The sequence below is a fragment of the Bradyrhizobium sp. USDA 3315 genome (genome assembly GCF_054056795.1).
The window spans coordinates 2283759-2300932 of the sequence record NZ_JBSRYP010000001.1; the positions used below are offsets into that span (position 1 = coordinate 2283759).

The 17174-nt window shown below is 64.3% G+C and carries 14 protein-coding genes and 1 pseudogene; 9 read left to right on the forward strand and 6 right to left on the reverse strand.

Annotated features, from left to right (window positions below):
• The first annotated feature begins 66 nt into the window (after window positions 1-66).
• Entirely contained in the window at window positions 67-1260 is a 1194-nt protein-coding gene (locus ACVIYL_RS10580) for a serine hydrolase domain-containing protein (RefSeq protein ID WP_456778474.1), read from the forward strand.
• A gap of 26 nt (window positions 1261-1286) precedes the next feature.
• Here the strand turns inward: ACVIYL_RS10580 and ACVIYL_RS10585 are convergent, their stop codons facing one another.
• Entirely contained in the window at window positions 1287-2420 is a 1134-nt protein-coding gene (locus ACVIYL_RS10585; protein ID WP_456778475.1) for a threonine synthase, read from the reverse strand.
• 38 nt (window positions 2421-2458) lie between these two features.
• Window positions 2459-4504, reverse strand: a complete 2046-nt coding sequence (locus tag ACVIYL_RS10590) for an acetoacetate--CoA ligase (protein WP_456778476.1) — start codon at window positions 4502-4504, stop codon at window positions 2459-2461.
• 182 nt (window positions 4505-4686) lie between these two features.
• On the opposite strand from ACVIYL_RS10590, the gene ACVIYL_RS10595 reads away from it, so the two are divergent.
• On the forward strand, window positions 4687-5688 hold the full coding sequence (locus ACVIYL_RS10595; protein WP_456778477.1) for a glycoside hydrolase family 3 N-terminal domain-containing protein: 1002 nt from the start codon (window positions 4687-4689) through the stop codon (window positions 5686-5688).
• A 376-nt stretch (window positions 5689-6064) separates the two neighbouring features.
• Here ACVIYL_RS10595 and ACVIYL_RS10600 read toward each other — a convergent pair whose 3' ends face one another.
• Window positions 6065-6460 carry a hypothetical protein gene (locus ACVIYL_RS10600; protein WP_253609829.1) on the reverse strand — a complete coding sequence of 132 codons (396 nt, stop codon included), beginning with the start codon at window positions 6458-6460 and terminating at the stop codon, window positions 6065-6067.
• Window positions 6461-7059: 599 nt separating this feature from the next.
• Between ACVIYL_RS10600 and ACVIYL_RS10605 the strand changes: the two genes are divergently transcribed.
• Window positions 7060-7662: a helix-turn-helix domain-containing protein gene (locus ACVIYL_RS10605; RefSeq protein WP_456778478.1), complete on the forward strand. Its 603-nt coding sequence runs from the start codon at window positions 7060-7062 to the stop codon at window positions 7660-7662.
• 116 nt (window positions 7663-7778) lie between these two features.
• On the opposite strand, the gene ACVIYL_RS10610 is transcribed toward ACVIYL_RS10605, so the two are convergent.
• The 3 genes from ACVIYL_RS10610 to ACVIYL_RS10620 all read right to left on the reverse strand — a co-directional run bounded on the left by ACVIYL_RS10610 (window position 7779) and on the right by ACVIYL_RS10620 (window position 9803).
• A complete protein-coding gene (locus ACVIYL_RS10610) occupies window positions 7779-8027 on the reverse strand; it encodes a hypothetical protein (RefSeq protein ID WP_310882780.1) in 249 nt (82 codons plus the stop codon).
• A gap of 156 nt (window positions 8028-8183) precedes the next feature.
• Complete coding sequence (locus tag ACVIYL_RS10615; protein WP_057020884.1) at window positions 8184-8903, reverse strand: Crp/Fnr family transcriptional regulator; 720 nt, start codon at window positions 8901-8903, stop codon at window positions 8184-8186.
• 189 nt (window positions 8904-9092) lie between these two features.
• Entirely contained in the window at window positions 9093-9803 is a 711-nt protein-coding gene (locus ACVIYL_RS10620; protein ID WP_253605379.1) for a Crp/Fnr family transcriptional regulator, read from the reverse strand.
• Window positions 9804-10353: 550 nt separating this feature from the next.
• Between ACVIYL_RS10620 and ACVIYL_RS10625 the strand changes: the two are divergent.
• The 6 genes and pseudogenes from ACVIYL_RS10625 (at window position 10354) to ACVIYL_RS10650 (ending at window position 17168) form a co-directional block, all read left to right on the forward strand.
• A pseudogene (locus ACVIYL_RS10625) lies at window positions 10354-11878 on the forward strand (flagellin N-terminal helical domain-containing protein).
• 388 nt (window positions 11879-12266) lie between these two features.
• Complete coding sequence (locus ACVIYL_RS10630) at window positions 12267-15023, forward strand: hybrid sensor histidine kinase/response regulator (protein WP_456778479.1); 2757 nt, start codon at window positions 12267-12269, stop codon at window positions 15021-15023.
• 22 nt (window positions 15024-15045) lie between these two features.
• Window positions 15046-15519, forward strand: coding sequence for a chemotaxis protein CheW (locus ACVIYL_RS10635; protein WP_456778480.1), 474 nt, complete (start codon window positions 15046-15048; stop codon window positions 15517-15519).
• 43 nt (window positions 15520-15562) lie between these two features.
• Window positions 15563-15952, forward strand: a complete 390-nt coding sequence (locus tag ACVIYL_RS10640) for a response regulator (protein WP_456778481.1) — start codon at window positions 15563-15565, stop codon at window positions 15950-15952.
• Window positions 15953-15989: 37 nt separating this feature from the next.
• A complete protein-coding gene (locus ACVIYL_RS10645) occupies window positions 15990-16847 on the forward strand; it encodes a CheR family methyltransferase (protein WP_456778482.1) in 858 nt (285 codons plus the stop codon).
• Window positions 16848-16850: 3 nt separating this feature from the next.
• Window positions 16851-17168, forward strand: coding sequence for a hypothetical protein (locus ACVIYL_RS10650; protein WP_028338017.1), 318 nt, complete (start codon window positions 16851-16853; stop codon window positions 17166-17168).
• The last annotated feature ends 6 nt before the right edge of the window (window positions 17169-17174 follow it).

Here is a 17174-nt window from a genome sequence, read left to right on the forward strand (position 1 = left end):
TCCCGGATTTCGCTCCGCTCCATCCGGGCTACGCGGGTCAACATCACAAAACACAGGAGGAAGACAATGAGCACGAATTTCAGTGCAGCAGCAGATGCGATTCTCGACGGCGTCGTGACTTCAAACCCGCGCGTTCCCGGCGTCGTTGCGATGGTGACCGACCGCCATCGCAACATCTATGAAGGTGCCGCCGGCAAGCGCCGCCTCGACCAGCCCGCCGATATGACCGCCGATAGCGTGTTCGCGATTTTCTCGACCACCAAGGCGATCACCGGGACGGCCGTCCTGCAACTCGTCGAGGAAGGCAAGCTCGATCTCGACGCGCCGGCCAAAACCTATGCGCCCGACATCGGCAAGCTCCAGGTGATCGAGGGTTTTGACGACAAGGGCGAGCCGCGGCTGCGTCCGCCGAAGCGCGACATCACAACCCGCATGCTGATGGTCCACTCGGCGGGTCTGAGCTACGACTTCATCAATCACACCTATAACCGGCTGGCGCAGGAGAAGGGGCAGCCCAGTGTCATCACGGCGTCCAAGGCTTCGCTGATGACGCCGCTGCTGTTCGATCCGGGCGAGCGCTGGGAATACGGCACCAACATGGATTGGTGCGGCCAGATCGTCGAGGCCATTACCGGCCGCCGGCTCGGCGAGGTCTTCAAGACACGCATCTTCGAGCCGCTCGGGATCATGGACACGACGTTCGAGCTCACCGACGCGATGCGTCGCAAGCTCGCCGGCATCCACGCCCGCAACGCCGACGGCTCGCTCACGCCGATGGATTTCGAGCTGCCGGCCAATCCCGAGATCCACATGGGCGGCCACGGGCTTTACGGCACGATCGGCGACTACATGCGATTCATCCGGATGTGGCTGAACGACGGCGCCGGCGAGCATGGGCGGGTCCTGAAGGCGGAGACCGTGCGGATGGCGGAGAAGAACCATCTCGGCAACAACAAGGTCACCGCGATCACCGGCGTGATCACCTCGCTTGCCAACGACGCCGAGTTCTTCCCCGGTCAGTCGAAATCCTGGGCGCTGAGCTTCATGATCAATGAGGAGCAGGCTCCGACCGGCCGCCCCGCCGGCGCGCTCGGCTGGGCTGGGCTGGCCAATTTGTTCTACTGGATCGATCGGCAGAACGGTTTTGGCGGATACTGGGCGACGCAGATCCTGCCGTTTGGCGATCCGACATCCTTTATCGGCTACATCAATTTCGAGACGGCGTTCTACGAGTCCCTGAAGCTGCGCAAGACGGGATAGGACAGCCAATCGGAGCGCGCTAAAGGCTAGCTCGCTCCGAGCAGTTCCGTGATCAGCCCCGCCGCCTTGATCCCGGTGCCGCTGATGATGACGACGGTGCGCTCCGCCGGCCGGATCGCGCCGCGCGCCTTCAGGACATCGAGCGCGGCGGCGGCCGAGGCCGAGGTCGGCTCGACGAACAGACCGGTCTGAGCCAATCGCTTCAACGCGGCGACGATGCCGTCTTCGGGAATTGCGACGGTGCCGCCGCCGCTCTCCTTCAGCGCCGCGATCATCTGCTTCAGCCGCAGCGGATGCTTGATCGCGGTGCCTTCCGCGATGGTCTTGCGGACCGCGCGATCGATGGGCGTGTCGACGCCGGCGGCAAAGCTGGCATCGACCGGCGAGCAGTTGAGCGGCTGGGCCGCGAACAGGCGCGGCAGGCGCGCGATCTGCCCGGCCGCGAGCAGTTCCTTGAAGCCGATATAGCAGCCGAGCAGGCTGCTGCCGGCGCCGACCGACATGATGACATTGTCCGGCGCGGTGAAGCCGAAATCTTCCCAGATCTCATAGGCCAGCGACTTGGTGCCCTGCAGGAAGAACGGTTGCCAGTTGTGGCTGGAGTAGAAGATCTGCTTCGACTGGCGGATCGCCTCTGCCTCGGATTCCTCGCGCGGGCCTTCGACCAGCTGCACCTCGGCACCGAAGGCGTGCATCTGCGCCACCTTCATCGGCGACGTCGTCGCCGGCGCAAGGATCCTGACCCGCATGCCGCCGGCCGCGCCATAGGCAGAAACCGACGCGCCGCCATTGCCGGACGAGTCCTCCAGCACCGCATCGACGCCGAGCTGGCGCAGGAAAGACAGCATCACAGTGGTGCCGCGATCCTTGAAGCTTGCGGTCGGATTGAACCATTCGAGCTTGAAATGCGGCCACAGATCATCCCACGCCTTCTCGACGGCAGGCGTGCAGCCTTCGCCCATCGTGATCGGCTGCCTGATTTCGACCGGCAGCGCCGCGCGATAGCGCCACAGCGATCGCGTCGCGCGATCGATCTCGTCGCGGGAGATGCCCGGCAGCGGCGTTATCAGGAGCGGCTTGCCTTCGTCGGAGCACCAGCGCGGGATATCCAGCGGATAGAGCTTTCCGTTGAGCGGGTCGATGTAGCTGGGTGGAGACATGTCGTGAGATCCCAAACGCGAGTGGCATTCGGCGGCCGTTACGCCGCGCCGGCCTGCCTGCTCAGATAGCTCTTTGCAAAATCGAGATACCAGTCGAGGCAGCCGGGATTGGCCATCGCATCGCGGTTGATGACCTTCTCGACGGGGTGGCCGAGCAGCAGCTTCTTGACCGGCAGCTCCTGCTTCTTGCCGGACAGCGTGCGCGGAATTTCCGCCACCACGAAGATGTCGTTGGGCAGGAAGCGGCGCGACAACCCGGCTTCGACCGCCTTGTTGATCTTGCCTTTCATCGCGGCATCGAGCGCAATGCCCTCGCGCAGCACCACGAACAGCGGCATGTAGCTGTCGCGGCCGAGATATTCGAGGTCGACCACCATCGAATCCAGCACCTCCGGCAGCGCCTCGATCGCGGAATAGAGCTCGCTGGTGCCCATCCGCAAGCCATGGCGGTTGATGGTGGCGTCGCTGCGGCCATAGATCACGCAGGAGCCGTCGGGGTTGATCTTGAGCCAGTCGCCATGCCGCCACACCGGGCCGCGGCCACTTCCGTCGAAATTGTCGGGGTAGGTCTCGAAATAGCTGGATAGATAGCGCGCGTTGCCGGGATCGTTCCAGAAGCGCAGCGGCATCGAGGGCAGCGGCTCGGTGCAGACGAGCTCGCCGACCTCGTCGATCACCGCGCGGCCCTGCTCGTCGAACGCCTCCACCGCGCAGCCGAGCAGGCGGCATTGCATGATGCCCGGCGTTTGCGGCAATTCGCGATTGCCGCCGATGAAGGCGCCGGCGAAGTCGGTGCCGCCGGAAATATTGGCCCACCACATGTCGGCCTGCGCGGCGTTGCCGTTGTGCTTCGCAAGCGCGGCGAAGCGCTCGTTGAACCAGGCCTGGGTGTCGGCGCTGAGCGGCGAGCCGGTCGAGCCGAGCGTGCGCAGGCCGGAGAGGTCGCCGACGGCAGCGAGATCGATTTCCGCCTTGGTGCAATTGGCAAAGAACGCCGCCCCTGCGCCGAAGAAGGTCGCCTTGGCGTCGGCGACGAAGCGCCACAGCGTGGTCCAGTCCGGCTTGTCCTTGGTGCCGCCGGGACTGCCATCGAAGATGCAGCAGGTCGTGCCGTTGAGCAGGCCGTTGGCCTGGCAATTCCACATGATCCAGCCGGTCGAAGAGTACCAGTGAAAACGTTCGCCGAACGAGTTTGGCTGATAGCTGCAACCGATGTCGTTGTGCAGGGTCGAGAGCGGCAGCGCCACCACGATGATGCCGCCATGGCTGTGCAGGATCGGCTTCGGCAAGCCGGTGGTGCCCGAGGAATAGACGATCCAGAGCGGATGATCGAACGGCAGCCATTCCGGCTCGAAGGCGTCGATCGCCGCGCTCCGGCCCGCGAGGATCGATGACAATCGCGTCTCGGACGGCGCGGCGTCGCTGTGCAGGATGACATGCTGCACGGTCGGCAGCGCGCGCCGCAATTCCTCGATCACACCTTGCCGGTCGTGGCGCCGGCCGGCATAGGTCACGGCGTCGCAGGCGATCAGCACCTTCGGCTCGATCTGCTTGAAGCGATCGATCACCGCGGGCGCCGCCATGTCGGGCGCGCAGACGCTCCAGACCGCGCCCAGGCTCGCGGTCGCGAGGAACGCGATGATCGTCTCGGGAATGTTCGGCAAGTAGGCGGCGACCCGGTCGCCGGCGCGCACGCCGTTGGCCTTCAGATGCAGCGCCAGCGCTGCCGATTTGCGCTGCAGCTCGGGCCAGCTCGTCTCCGAGAGCTTGCCGTCCTCGCCGCTCGAGATCAAGGCCGGCAGTCCCGCGGCATGCGCCGGCGCGACATGGCGGAAGACCTGGCGCGCGTAGTTCACCGAAGCGCCGGGAAACCACACCGCGCCCGGCATCTTGCGCTCGGCCAGCACCGCCGAATGCGGCGTCGGCGAGCGCAGGTCGAAATAATCCCAGACGCTCTGCCAGAAGCCGTCGATATCGGTCACCGACCAACGCCGCATCGCTTCGAAATCCGCAAATTCAAGGCCGCGCGTTTGCTTCAGCCATTGGCGGTAAAGGGCCATTTGCGGGACGTAAGCTGCTGTCATGGGCGTTTCCGAAAGTCCTTGTGTAGTGGCAGGCGATCGAGGCCCGCCGGCGTGTCTTAACATAGTGATGCGAGCACGGGGAACGCAGTCGAACTGCTGCCTGCGTCATATTCTTACCGCCGCCGCAGCGTGCTATTCCATCGGGCGCGGCTGATTCCATGCGGCAACCGAATCGAGTGGCCATGTCCGTCGGCGAACTCTTCATTCTCGGCTTCTACGGCAAGGTCGTTCCGCCTTGGCTGAAGGAATTTGCCGCGCAATTCGGGCTCGGCGGGGTGATCCTGTTCGACTATTCCTGCCAGACCCGGCAATACGACAACAACATCGCTTCGCCCGCGCAGGTGCAATCGCTTTGCGCCGAGATCGCGGCGCTGCCGTCGCGGCCGCTGGTCTTCATCGACCAGGAGGGCGGCCTGGTGCGGCGGCTCAAGGACAGCTGCGGTTTTCAGCCGCTGCCGAGCGCGAAGGAGTTCAATCTGCTCGCGCGTGCGGAAAAGCAGACGGTCCTGGCCGCAAGCTACGGCGAGTTGCGCCGGCTCGGCATCCGCTACAATTTCGCGCCCGTCATCGACGTCGACTACAATCCCAACAATCCCAATATCGGCAGGATCAAGCGGTCCTATTCGCCCGATATCGGTGAGGTCGAGGCCAATGCCCGGCTGGTCGATGCTGCGGCGCGGCAGGCGGGAGTAGGCCTCTGCCTGAAGCATTTTCCGGGCATCGGCGGTGCAAGCGTCGATTCGCACCTGGAGTTCATGGATATTTCCGATGCGCTGCGTCCCGAGCAGGAGGAGCTGTTCTACGCGTTGGCGCCGCGCACCTATGGCGATGCGGTGCTGGTCAGCCACGCCATTGTCCGGCAGTGGGACGCGCAGCGTCCGATGACATTGTCATCGGCCGGGCTCGGCCGGCTTCGCCGTCGTCTGCCCGAGACGCTGCTGATCACCGACGACATGCAGATGCAGGGTTTGCAGAAGGCGCTCGGCACAAGCGCGGCCAGCCTGCAGTCGATCGCCGCCGGCACGGACATGATCTGCATCGGCAACAATCTGTTCGACCAGGAGCAGGAGATGGCCGGCATCGCCGCGGCGGTCGCGAGTGCGGTGCAGGATGGATCACTCGATCAGGCCGCGGTGCGGCGATCCATTGCGCGTGTGCAAAAGCGCAAGGCGCTGTTCGCCTGACGGCGTTGAACCAAATTTTGCGTCGGGCGACCTCAAGGTGTGGAACAAAATTTCATTGCCGCGATTTAACAATGACGCTCATCGGGGCTGACAACCATGAAGATGCTCAAGCGTCTCTTCCGATTGACCTGGCTACGTCGGGCCGCACGCAAACCAGCCGATTTTCCGCCTGCCTCCATCGATCCTGACGAATTCAGCCGCCTGCTTTGCAGCGGGCGCCCCGAGGATTTGCGGATACTGGCAAAGCGATTGAGCCAGCGCTCGCGGGCCCACGCATAGGCGGTGGATCGGATCCAATCGCTAGCCCGGTCTTCGGCCAAAACCGGCAACTCCGGCGCGCGGCCGTGACTCCCGGCATCGGTCTCGATACGACCAGTTACTGCTTTGCTTTTTCATGATTGCCGATCCCGACCGCCTTGTAGTCGTAGGTCGGGTAGAACTCGGTGTGGTAGGCGCCCCAGGCGCTGTTCTCGATGACGCGGTTGACCTCGCGCAGCCGCGATGCCGGCAGCCGCAGCGTCACCACCTGGCCGATCCCCATCATCACGTACCAGCTGACGACCTCGACACCCTCGGGCGGAAACGCCTTGTAGAAGCCCTGCCGCTCAAGCTGGGCATTGAGCTCACCGAGCGGTCGTGACTGATCATGCTTGAAGAAGATGGTGAGCATGACCGCGGTGTCGGGCGTCGGCGTTGCATCGCTGGTCGGCGGGGTCTGGGCCTGCGCGCCTGCGCCAAGCAGCAGTGCCGCGGCGAGCGCCGCAATCGTCATCAAGGAAATCCAGAATCCGTTCCGCCCTCGCTTCATGGCCGCGCCCTTATTGCTGATCGAGAGGCGGCGATCATCGCGACGCCTGCCGGGGCTGTAAATTGACATTCGCCTGATCCGGTGCCTGCCCGACGCTTCTCGGTTGATGTGAACCGTCTCATAGGTGCGCGCGCCCGCGTGCGGTATGCCGAGGCCATCCCGATGCCCAGAGGGATGATCGATGACGACCCGGCGAATGGCGTATTGGTGGTTCAGGTTCGTTCTTTCGGGGCGGTTCCTGCAGAAATTCCTTCGGCTCCGGCGCCCCTGAGGCGCCGGGCCGCGAATTCCGGCCTTTTTCAATCCGGAACCAGGGGGCCGGAAATGGCTGCCCGAACCGTTGAAGGTCGATGCCCGGCGGAGAATCCCGCCGGTGGCAGCCTCGCCCATCCGTCCCGTAAGAATACCGTAATTCGACTCAAATATGCGAGATTCGTTGCCAAATCAGCGGTAACCTGCGCCTGCTTGGCAGGTCGGGGACCGAGGTCACAGTTGCGTCACCCGTAGTTCTACGGAGCTCCATGTTAACGCGGCCACAAGTTCACCTTTGGTAAACCATACTTATGACGCAACATGACGACCGAGCCGAGGCGCGCCTTCCGGCATGGACGGGTGGAACCGCGACGCTCGAGCCGCAGTCGCTTGACACTCAGGGACCCGCAGGGCCGCGGCCGCAGGCGGACGCCGGTGCCGCGATCGTCCGGCAGTTCAATGGGCCGGTGACGGCGCTGCTGCTCTATATGAACGAACTCAAGCAGCACAGTCAGCAATTCGCGCACGCGCCCGGCAACGGCGTCTATCTGCGGCAGGTGATCGAGAACGCGCTCGAGCAGACCGAGCGCGTGTCCGCGATGCTGAAGCAGATTTCCGACCTCTATCCCAATGCCGTCCCGGCCGCAGACCTCAAGCCGCCGGGCGACGACAAGCCGGCAGGCTCCCGGTCGCCGGATGTCATGTTCGCACCGGAAGCCGGCCGCAAGCCATTGACCAAGCGCGAGCGTGAAGTGCTAAGCCTGATCAGCGACGGCTATTCCAACAAGCAGGGCGCGCTGCGGATGAACATCAGCCCGCGCACGTTCGAGAGCCATCGCGCCGAGGCGATGCGCAAGCTCGGGGCGCGCAACACCGCCGACCTCGTCCGCAAGGCCTTGCTGCATTCGGCATAGAGCGTTTTCAAGCGAAGTGGTTCGCGTAAAGAAGACGCGTCAAAACTGAAATCCAGGCCGCATTCTGATTCCATCGGAACGCTCTGAGCGGTGTTCGGTTCGTTAGAACCCGGTTCTCAGAAATCGTCTTCCGCGGCGAAGCACAGGCGCGGCGCGAGCCGAGCGGCCGGCGCGGATGTTTTCGATTCATCCGGAACGATCGTGACCACCCACGCCGCCGTCGCGCCAGACTTGCTTTCGACGATCGCGCGCACGCGTCCCGTAACGGTGGCGTCGGCCGACCGTATGGTGGCGGTCCGGCCGTTGAACTGGGCCATGCGGAAGCGCCGGGCTTCCTTCCGGTCGGTCGTCTGGAACGTGAACATCGGCTCCCCCGTGCGTCCACGTGAATGTGAGGAAACAGCGTTATCCGACGATGAAAATCGCACGCCGTAGAAGTACGGCTTGCACAGCGGTCAGAGCGCTTTTGAGCGAAGCGGGTGCCGGCTTGCGCGAAGAAGACGCGGCAAAAACAACAAACTCTAACGGCCGACTTCCTGACAATTCAGCAGTCCGGCATATTGCGCCTTGACCGCGGCGTAGCATTCGCACGCGGTCTTGATCAGCCCATCCGCGTTGGTGATCTCGATGTGCCCGCGGCTGTAGTGGATGAAATTGGCCTGTTGCAGGGTATGCGCGACCAGCGACACGCTGTTGCGGCGCGCGCCGATCATCTGCGCCATCGCCTCCTGCGTCAGGACGATCTTGTTGCTGCCGGAGAGATCGCGCGTGTGCAGCAGGCATCGTGCCAGCCGTGACTCCACGGTGTGCGCGGCGTTGCAGCCGGCGGTTTGCTGGATCTGGGCATAGACGGCGAGCCCGTGCCGGATCAACCTCGCGCGAAGCGTCGGGCTCTGGCCGGCAGCTGCGCGCAACGGCTCGAGTTCCACAGTCGAGGCGACGCCGGGCACCAGCACCGTGGCGTTGTTGAGGACAGGCCCTTCGACGAGCGGGGCGAATGCGCCATAGATGCTGTCGCGGCCGACCATCGCGACCTGCACGCGCTCGCCTCTTGCCAGCTTGACCACCAGCGAGATCACGCCCTTGTGCGGCATGTATGTCCGCTTGAGCATCTCGTCGGTCTCGACCAGGACCGAGTCGGCCGCGAGGTCGACCGTCCGCAGATGCGGCCGAATCAATTCGAAATCGCTCGCCGAGAGCGACGCCAGGAAGCCGTTGGGTGATCGAGGAACCGTTTCCAAAGCAACCTCCAGCCTGCCGGCAAAGCTTGTCTCTGGGCCCAGGGCTGACGTGCGGCTGGACGTCCTTGCAACCTATTCTGGCACGTCAGGGTTCCAATGGAAACATGTCTTGGTTCCAATAGGAATAGACCTATCGCCGCACATTCGGGTTGTGTGGTCGGTCACAGTTGGGGCTGGGCGGCGCGCCGGTCAGTCTTCCGGCCCGATCAATTGTTCGGCGTGCGCCTTGACCGTCGTATAGCATTCACACGCCGCCTTCCGCAGCCCGTCGATATCGGTGATCTCGATATGACCGCGGCTGTAACGCAGGATGCCGGCCTGCTGAAACCCATGTGCGACAATCGAAACCGCATTGCGCCGGACGCCGATCATCTGCGCCAGCATCTCCTGGGTGAGCGGCAACGCCTCGCTGCCGCACAGATCGCGTGCGCGCAGCAGCCATCGTGACAGCCGTGCCTCCACCGGATGCGAAACGTTGCAGGCGACGGATTGCTGCGTCTGCGCCATCAGCGCCTGCTCATAGAGCGCAACCAGGGTCCGGAAATCCGCGCTGCGATTTGCTGCCTCGCGGAAATCCTCCGCCCGCATCATCGAGGCTGAGCCTGGCACCACGACAATCGCATCGGCAAGCAGCGGCCGCTCGTGCAGGGCGGCGGACGCGCCCACGGCGCCGTCGCGACCGACGGTTGCAATCTCGACAGATTGCCCGTCGGACAGATTGATCATCATCGAGACCACGCCGCTATGCGGAAAATAAACCCGCTGCACCGGCGCGCCGGCATCGGCGAGCGCCGTTTCCTTGGTCAGGTCGACGGTTTCCAGGAGGGGATGAAGTTGCGCGTACTCCGTGGGGGGAAGTGCTTGCAACAGACGATTGGGCGGACGCGATACCGCGGACATTGCTGCTCCTGCCGAGGGCGGGAGCACTACGGTCTCGCATCACCTACTCTTGGCGTGTGGAAGGACTGCGAACATAGCTTGCCTGTCCAATTGCACAAGGGTTGTGGTGTTGAAACTATACCCTCTGGAGGGCAGACGGCGTGGCCGCCGCCGGCACCGGTGATCGACGTCGATCCGCGCGGCGCGAGATCCGAGCGCGACTTTGTCTCTCATTTATTGATTTCCATTAACTCTGTTCCTCGCCGGACTTTGCATCGTGGTGACTTGCAACGCCGGCTATCGACGCGTCGGGCCCGCCGCGCCGGGATGTCGCAAGTCCTGCACATGCGCAGGAAATTCACGGCCATGACGTCGGTCCGGCGCCGACCGCGCGCTGCCGCGGCCAGCCATCGCGCCGGCCGCTCGTCGAATCACCGGCAAGGCCGTCCTGGGTATTTGTACGGACCAGCCCTTTAACGAACGGGTAGCGCGGACGGACCAGTGTGACGTGGGTCGCCGTGCGAAATTTACGGCGTCGCGTCAATCGTGTTCATCCAGAAGGGTATCCAGTATGTCCGGCATCGTTCTTTCGGCATCGGTCCGTCAAAACCTGCTTTCGCTGCAGTCGACCGCTGACCTGCTCGCCACCACGCAGAACCGCTTGTCCACCGGCAAGAAGGTCAACACTGCGCTCGACAATCCGACCAACTTCTTCACGGCGCAGTCGCTCGACAACCGCGCCAGCGACATCAACAACCTGCTGGACGGCATCGCGCAACGGCGTGCAGGTGCTGCAGGCCGCCAACACCGGCATCACCTCGCTGCAGAAGCTCGTCGACAGCGCCAAGTCGGTCGCCAACCAGGCCCTGCAGGCCGCGGTCGGCTATTCCGCGAAGTCGTCGGTGACGACCGCCGCGATCCCCGGCGCGACCGCCGACAACCTGCTCGGCACCGCGACCCCGACCAACGCAACCCTCACCAGCACCGCCGCCTATACCGGCATCGACCTCACCGCGGCCGGCGCGAATCTGACGTTCCAGATCAACAGCCAGACTGTGACCTTGAACTCGGGCACGAACTACTCCGCCACCCAGGTTCGCGACGCCATCAACACGCAGGTCGGCGCCAGCGCCAAGGTCGCCGCCTCGATCGACGGCACCGGCAAGCTGGTCCTGACCAGCACCAACACCGCCGGCGCCGCGGACTCGCTCACGGTCGGTACGTTCAGCTCGGGCGACGCGACGCAGCTCGGCCTCCCGGCCGGTGCGACGGCGACCGCGAACGGCACGGCTGGCGCGAGCCCGCTGGACACGCTCACGCTGACCATCGGCGCGACCGGCAACGGCACCGCGACCAACATCACCTTCGGCACCGGCGCGGGCAAGGTGAAGTCCCTCAACGACCTGAACGCGGCACTCGCGGCCAACAACCTGCAGGCCTCGCTCAGCGCGGCCGGTGCGCTCACCATCAGCACCACCAACGATGCCGCTTCGGCGACCATCGGCACGATCGGCGGCACGGCGGCCGGCGCCGGCAAGCTGTTCAACGGCCTCGCGGGCAGCGCTCCGGTGCAGGACCCGACTGCGCTGGCGAACCGCGCCAACCTGGTCAACCAGTACAACAACATCCTGGACCAGATCACCACGACCGCCCAGGACGCGTCGTACAACGGCATCAACCTGCTCAATGGCGATCAGCTCAAGCTGACCTTCAACGAGACGGGTTCCTCGACGCTGAAGATCCAGGGCGTCACCTTCGACGCCACCGGCCTCAACCTCACCAAGCTGACCGCCGGCACGGACTTCGTGGACAACGCTTCGGCCAACGCCACGCTGAAGACGCTGAACAGCGCGAGCGGCCTGCTGCGCACCCAGGCTTCGACCCTTGGTTCGAACCTGTCGATCGTGCAGATCCGCCAGGACTTCTCGAAGAACCTGATCAACGTGCTGCAGACCGGCTCGTCCAACCTGACGCTGGCAGACACCAACGAGGAAGCGGCCAACAGCCAGGCGCTGTCGACCCGCCAGTCGATCGCGGTGTCCGCGCTGGCGCTGGCCAACCAGTCGCAGCAGAGCGTGCTGCAGCTGCTCCGCTAAGCGTAGCCGCGACAGGCATCGACTATCGAGGCGGCGGAGGAAACTCCGCCGCCTTTTCTTTGGCTGCGCTTAGCCATCCCGCCGGGTTCAACCAATGAGCGATCGCGTTCGGATGCAGGCGGTCGTCATGTCGCGAACGTTTTGCTAGACTTAGCGGTCCTCAATTCCAATTAGTTCAAATTGCGATGACCGATGGAACGGGCTCTTTCCCGTCCGGGTGGTAAGGCCTGTCCTTGTGAGACCGGCCGTGTTGTCGTGATGCGTCGTCGAACTGCAGAAGGGCTTCATCGTCCGTATTTGCACGGACGGCAAAATTAACGTCGCCGTGAAGCCGGCCAAGTTATCGATGCAAGGCGAGCGCTCCGTAGCACCTTGAGGGGACCTATTCATGGACGATCTGTTGCGCGAGTTCCTGACGGAGAGCAGCGAGAGCCTGGATACGGTCGACAACCAGCTGGTGCAGTTCGAGCAGGATCCGAACAACGCGAAGATCCTGGATAACATCTTCCGGCTGGTGCACACCATCAAGGGCACCTGCGGCTTCCTCGGGCTGCCGCGGCTCGAGGCGCTGGCGCATGCCGGCGAGACCTTGATGGGCAAATTCCGCGACGGCATGCCGGTGAAGGCGGAAGCCGTGACGCTGATCCTGTCCTCGATCGACCGCATCAAGGAGATCCTTGGCGGGCTCGAGGCGACCGAAGCCGAGCCTGAAGGCAATGACCGCGATCTGATCGATCAGCTGGAGGCGATGGTCGAGCACGGCATGGCGGCGATGTCCGATTCGACGCAGTCGATATCGTCAGGCTCGACGCAGTCGATGCCGGTTGCTGCTGAAGAAGACGTGCCGGTCGTCGAAGCTCCGTCGGTGCAGGCGGCGATGACCGAAGGCACGCTGGTGGTGCAGACGCTGGAGCGTCCGCTGCGTCCGGGCGAGGTCTCGCTCGACGAGCTCGAGCGCGCCTTCCGCGAGACCGAGACCGAAGCCGCCGCACCGGCGCCGGTCGTGAAGCCTGCACCTGCCGCCGCCGCCGAGCCGGCTGAGGCTGCGAAGAAGCCGGCCCGCAAGGCCGCCGGTGAGGATGTCCAGGAAGGCGACAAAATCGCCAACCAGTCGATCCGGGTCAATGTCGACACCCTCGAACACCTCATGACCATGGTCTCCGAGCTGGTGCTGACCCGCAACCAGCTGCTGGAGATCTCCCGCCGCAACGAGGACACCGAGTTCAAGGTGCCGCTGCAGCGGCTCTCCAACGTCACCGCCGAGCTGCAGGAAGGCGTCATGAAGACGCGCATGCAGCCGATCGGCAATGCCTGGCAGAAGCTGCCGCGCATCGTCCGCGACCTCTCCGGCGAACTCGGCAAGCAGATCGAGCTCGAGATGCATGGCGCCGACACCGAGCTCGACCGCCAGGTGCTCGACCTGATCAAGGATCCGCTGACGCACATGGTGCGCAACTCCGCCGATCACGGGCTGGAGACCACCGCCGAGCGGGTCGCCGCCGGCAAGGGAGAACAGGGCACCATTCGCCTCTCCGCCTATCACGAAGGCGGCCACATCATCATCTGCATCGCCGACAATGGCCGCGGGCTCAACACCGAGCGGATCAAGGCCAAGGCGCTCCAGAACGGTCTCGTCACCGAGGCTGAACTGGAGAAGATGACCGAGGCCCAGATCCACAAGTTCATCTTCGCGCCGGGCTTCTCGACCGCCGCACAGGTCACCTCGGTGTCCGGCCGCGGCGTCGGCATGGACGTGGTGCGCACCAATATCGACCAGATCGGCGGCACCATCGACATCAAGAGCGTGGCCGGCGAGGGCGCCTCGGTCACCATCAAGATCCCGCTGACCTTGGCGATCGTCTCCGCTTTGATCGTGGAAGCCGGCGGCGACCGCTTTGCGATTCCTCAATTGTCTGTCGTCGAGCTGGTGCGGGCCCGCGCCAACTCCGAGCACCGCATCGAGCGGATCAAGGACACCGCAGTGCTGCGCCTGCGCAACAAGCTGCTGCCGCTGATCCACCTCAAGAAGCTCTTGAAGATCGACGACGGCGCGACGACTACGGATGCCGAGAATGGCTTCATCGTGGTCACTCAGGTGGGCAGCCAGACCTTCGGCATCGTGGTCGACGGCGTGTTCCACACCGAGGAGATCGTGGTCAAGCCGATGTCGACCAAGCTGCGGCACATCGACATGTTCTCCGGCAACACCATCTTGGGCGATGGCGCCGTGATCATGATCATCGACCCCAACGGGATCGCAAAAGCCCTCGGTGCGTCCGGCTCCTCGGCCCATGACCTCGCCGACGACAATGCGAACGCCCATGCCGCAAGCGGCGAGCAGCTGACCTCGCTGTTGGTGTTCCGCGCCGGCTCCCTGCAGCCCAAGGCGGTGCCGCTCGGCCTCGTCACCCGGCTGGAGGAGATCGCAACCGACAAGATCGAGCTCTCGAACGGCCGCTACATGGTGCAGTACCGCGAGCAGCTGATGCCGCTGGTGCAGATGGCCGGCGTCGAGGTGCAGAGCCAGGGCTCGCAGCCGATCCTGGTGTTCGCCGACGACGGCCGCTCGATGGGGCTCGTGGTCGACGAGATCATCGACATCGTCGAGGAGCGGCTCAACATCGAGGTCGCGGGTTCGCAGGACGGCATTTTGGGTTCGGCCGTGATCAAGGGCCAGGCCACCGAGGTGATCGACGTCGGCCACTTCCTGCCGATGGCGTTCGCCGACTGGTTCTCGCGCAAGGAGATGCGCCCGTCGGCCTCGGCGCAGTCGGTGCTGCTGGTCGATGACTCAGCGTTCTTCCGCAACATGCTGGCGCCGGTGCTCAAAGCCGCCGGCTACAAGGTCAGGACCGCGGGCGGCGCGCAGGAAGGGCTCGCGGCGCTGCGTTCGGGACAGAGCTTCGACGTCGTGCTGACCGACATCGAGATGCCCGAGATGAACGGCTTTGAGTTCGCCGAGAACATCCGAAGCGACCACAATCTGATCGGGCTGCCGATCATCGCGCTGTCGGCGATGGTGTCGCCGGCGGCGATCGAGCGCGGCCGGCAGGCCGGCTTCCACGACTATGTCGCCAAGTTTGATCGTCCCGGGCTGATCGCGGCGCTGAAAGAGCAGACCGCCGAACTGCGCCGGGCGGCCTGACACGGGATAAGGACAGGGATCGATGACCAGCAAGACCGAGACAAGCGAAGGCGCGATGGCCGAATACGTCACCGCCGTGATCGGCGGGCAGCTGTTCGGGCTGCCGATCTCGCGGGTGCAGGACGTGTTCATGCCGGAGCGGCTGACGCGGGTGCCGCTGGCCTCCAGCGAGATCGCCGGCGTGCTCAATCTGCGCGGCCGTATCGTCACCGTGGTCGACATGCGCGCCCGGCTCGGGCTGCCGAAGGCCGATGACGGCCAGCTGCCGATGGCGGTCGGCGTCGACCAGCGCGGCGAATCCTATGGCCTGTTGATCGACCAGATCGGCGAGGTGCTGCGGCTCTCCGAAAACAGCCGCGAGGACAACCCGGTCAACCTCGATCCCCGCATGGCCAAGCTCGCCGGCGGCGTCCACCGCCTCGACGGCCAGCTCATGGTCGTCCTCGATGTCGATCGCGTGCTCGAACTGGTGCCCAAAACAGCTGCTGCAGCGTAACACTCCACCGCGGAGACGGTGGATTCCACAAGGAGGCCAACACATGAAGACATGTCTCGTCGTCGACGATTCCGGCGTGGTGCGAAAAATCGCGCGCCGCATCCTGGAAGGAATGGAGTTCACCGTCATCGAGGCCGAGGACGGTGCGGTCGCGCTCGAAGCCTGCAAGCGCGCTCTGCCGGATGCCGTGCTGCTCGACTGGAACATGCCCGTCATGGACGGCTTCGAATTCCTCGTGCAGCTCCGCCGCATGCCCGGCGGCGATCAGCCCAAGGTCGTGTTCTGCACCACCGAGAACGGCATCGACCACATCTCGCGGGCGCTGCATGCCGGCGCCAACGAATACATCATGAAGCCGTTCGACAAGGACATCGTGATCGCGAAATTCCAGGAAGTGGGCCTGCTGGTGCTCGACGCGTCGGCCGAAGCCTGACACCCAGTTTCACCATTCAGTCCCTTGTGAGGCTCCCGTGACGCCCCCCGACTACGAGTATCTGCGTAAGCTCCTGAAGGACCAGTCCGGTCTCGATCTGTCCGCGGACAAGCAATATCTGATCGAGAGCCGCCTGCTGCCGCTGGCGCGCAAAAGCGGCCTGTCCGGCATTCCCGACCTGGTCGCCAAGATCAAGGCGGGCTCGTCCACGCACACCGTTCAGGTGGTCGAGGCCATGACCACCAACGAGACGTTCTTCTTCCGCGACAAGGTGCCGTTCGAGCACTTCCGCGACACCATCATGCCGGAGGTGCTGAAGGCACGCGCCGCGCGCCGCAGCGTCCGGATCTGGTGCGCCGCCGGCTCGACCGGCCAGGAGCCCTATTCGCTGGCGATGTGCCTGAAGGAAATGGGCGCGGCGCTTGCCGGATGGCGCGTCGAGATCATCGCGACCGATCTGTCGCAGGAGGTGCTGGAGAAGTCGAAGGCCGGCATCTACAGCCAGTTCGAGGTGCAGCGCGGACTGCCGATCCAGATGCTGGTCAAGTACTTCAAGCAGTCGGGTGAGTTCTGGCAGGTCAATCCCGAGTTGCGCGCGATGGTCCAGCACCGCCAGCTCAATCTGCTGCACGATTTCTCCCAGCTCGGCACGTTCGACGTGATCTTCTGCCGCAACGTGCTGATCTATTTCGATCAGGACACCAAGATCAGCATCTTCAACCGTCTCGCCCGGTTGATGGAGGCCGACGGCTTCCTGGTGCTGGGCGCCGCCGAAACCGTGGTCGGCCTGACCGACACGTTCAAGCCGATTCCCGAGCGGCGCGGTCTGTACCGGCCGAGCGGGGTGCGGGGCGGGTTCGCCATGCCGAAGCCTGCCATGGCGGTCGGATATTGAGCGATGACCGAGGACGGCAAATCCATTGAGCGGGTCACCTTCAGCCGGGGTGTCGATGTCTGCATCATGGCCATCGACGGCACCTGGCGGCGCGACTGCCAGCTCAATGCCATCTCCGACACCGATGCCTCGCTGACGGTCGAAGGTTCCATTCAGGGGCTCAACCTGAAGGAGTTTTTTCTCCTGCTGTCCTCGACCGGACTTGCCTATCGCCGTTGCGAACTGGTCCGCGTCAACGGCACCGAAATGGACGTCAGTTTCCTCAAGGGCAAGCCGAGCAAACGGCGATCGTCCGCGGACGAAGAGCGGGCCAGGGCCTGACGTCAA